This window comes from Actinomycetota bacterium (assembly GCA_036280995.1).
In the GTDB taxonomy this organism is placed as follows: domain Bacteria; phylum Actinomycetota; class CALGFH01; order CALGFH01; family CALGFH01; genus CALGFH01.
In genome coordinates, this window is sequence record DASUPQ010000932.1 from 1 (window position 1) to 2,100 (window position 2,100).

Genomic DNA, 2,100 nt, shown 5'->3' on the forward strand with positions numbered 1-2,100 from the left:
CGCGGATGTCGTGGTCGTCGAAGATCATCAGGCTCGGCAGCGTGCTCAGCAGCCACCGGTTCGCCGGGTCGCTCCACGCCAGCCGGTACAGGTGCGCGTACTCCTCGTAGTCCCGCAGCTCCGTGCCCGGTGGCTGGTCGATGTCGCGGCGGGACTCAATGAACGCCCGCATCTCCTCGGGGGTCTCGTCGGCGTACACCTGGTCGCCGAGGAACAGCACCAGGTCCGGCCACCTCTCCGTGTCGTCGCCGGCCAGGCACAACGCGTACGCGCGCAGGGCATCGACGCCATGGCTGCGGTTGCCCTGCGCGTCGTGGGAGACGCTGGTGCGGCACGACCCGAACGCCAGCCGCAGCGGCCTGCCCGGGCGCAGTGTCGCGATGCGGCTGTCGGGATACCTCGACCCGGGCGGCGGCCAGGCCACCTGCCCGCCGACCTCCACGGTGTACGACGCCAGCGACCCCGGCTCCAGCCCACCCACCTCCACCAGTGCGTAGTGGTGCCCGTGGACCGCGAACGTGGCCGCCGTCCACGCGCGCTCACCGACCCGAACCGTGACCCGGGTGGCGTCCCGGGTCTCCACCCAGATCGCCGCCGACGTGTCGTCGACGTGACGCACCAGCGGACCGAGCACAAGCCGTTCGTCTGCCACACGGCCTGTTCTACACGCTCCGGGCCCCGCTCGAGACCACAGCGCCCCCCAGGCTGAGCAGCAGCGCCGAGTTGAGGCCGGTCAGGTTTACGCCGCTGAGGTCGGCCGGCGGGCGAGTCCGGAGTGGAACCCGCGGGAAACCCGGTCGTCCCTTCTCCATGGGTGCACGGGCTCCTGGTCCGCTGCCTCCGGGCCGGCCGACGATGGCGGAGCCTGGTCGCGGCGGTGTGGCCATGGTGCGCGTGTCTGCTCGGGCGGCCAGCAACCGACCCGGGCTGCGGTCCGGACACGCCACCCAGCTGGTGGCCGCACCGGGTGCCGGCTGGCGCGTGCCGCGGCGGACCGGGCAGCCGGCATCCCTGGAGACCACGACCTGCGGTCAGACCCGCAGGAGGGCGAGGATGCGGTTGAGCAGGTTGCTCAGCCGGAGCTCGTTGAGCACGCCGGTGCCGTCGAGCAGCCCGGCCACTGCGCAGAGCAGGTTGCCCAGCAGGTTGCCGGCGCCGCGGACCGCGACGATGTCGAGAACGACGCGGTTGAGGTGGACCTCCAGCCCCAGCAGGTTCAGGTCCAGCGGCCCGAGCACCAGGTTGAGGATGTCGCATTCCTGCTGCAGCGCGACAGCGCCGGCTGCCCCGCGGTCGCTGACGTGGCCGGCCCGGACCGGGATGGTGATGCGGCGCTGCACCGAACCGACCAGGTCGCCGTTGCCGCGACGCAGGGTCGCCCGCAGCACCCCGTTGGCGAACGTCTCGCCGCCCCTGACGAAGAACCGGTCGGGCACGAAGTTCCCGCGCACCGGCCCGGCCCTGCCGAACGTCCCGTTGACGCGGGAATGCATCGTGCCGGGTGCCACCTGCTGCACGGTGCCGGCCGCGTAGCCGCGGTCCCGAGAGGCAGCCTGCTCCGGGGCCGCGGTCGCCGCCGGCAGGGCGAACGCGCCCACCGCGAAGGCCGTCACACCGGCTGTCACGAGTTTCGCCTTGCCCGCTCGGGCGAGTGTCGTCGATTTCATGGGTATCTTCCTTCCTCGAAGCCGGATAATCGCCGGTCCCGCCGAGATCGCACCGGATGCTGGCTTTCGGCATTTCGGTGCGATCTCGGCGGGACGGGGGACGTCAGGCCGGTCCGCCGCGGGTGCCGTAGTAGCCGCCGAGCTTGTGGCGGTAAGAGGCTTCCTTGTAGGTGGCCTCGTCGAACTCGGGGGCGTCCTTGATCTCGGCCTTGGTGGAGTCGACGTGCACCTTCTCCTCGGTGAGGTCGACGTTGCTGATCAGGCCCGCGGGGAGCACCACCTTCTTGCCGAAGATCCACGGCCCGGTGTCGACGACGATGAAGCTGGCGCCAACCTCGTAGGTCGCTTCGTCGACCTTGCCGATCCCACCGTCCGTCGCCTCGACGGAGTAGCCGGTGACGTCGATGTCGCCGATCCCTTCCGCCGCCCGGAA

At 71.2% G+C, this 2,100-nt stretch carries 3 protein-coding genes; all 3 read right to left on the reverse strand.

Features of this window, described 5'->3' with window-relative positions; translation table 11 throughout:
- Positions 1-652 (reverse strand): alkaline phosphatase D family protein (locus VF468_31050; GenBank protein HEX5882723.1); only part of this gene is annotated, 652 nt, incomplete at its 3' end.
- 379 nt (positions 653-1,031) lie between these two features.
- Complete coding sequence (locus VF468_31055) at positions 1,032-1,625, reverse strand: ABC transporter substrate-binding protein (protein HEX5882724.1); 594 nt, start codon at positions 1,623-1,625, stop codon at positions 1,032-1,034.
- A 145-nt stretch (positions 1,626-1,770) separates the two neighbouring features.
- Positions 1,771-2,082: a PRC-barrel domain containing protein gene (locus VF468_31060; protein HEX5882725.1), complete on the reverse strand. Its 312-nt coding sequence runs from the start codon at positions 2,080-2,082 to the stop codon at positions 1,771-1,773.
- Positions 2,083-2,100: the final 18 nt, after the last annotated feature.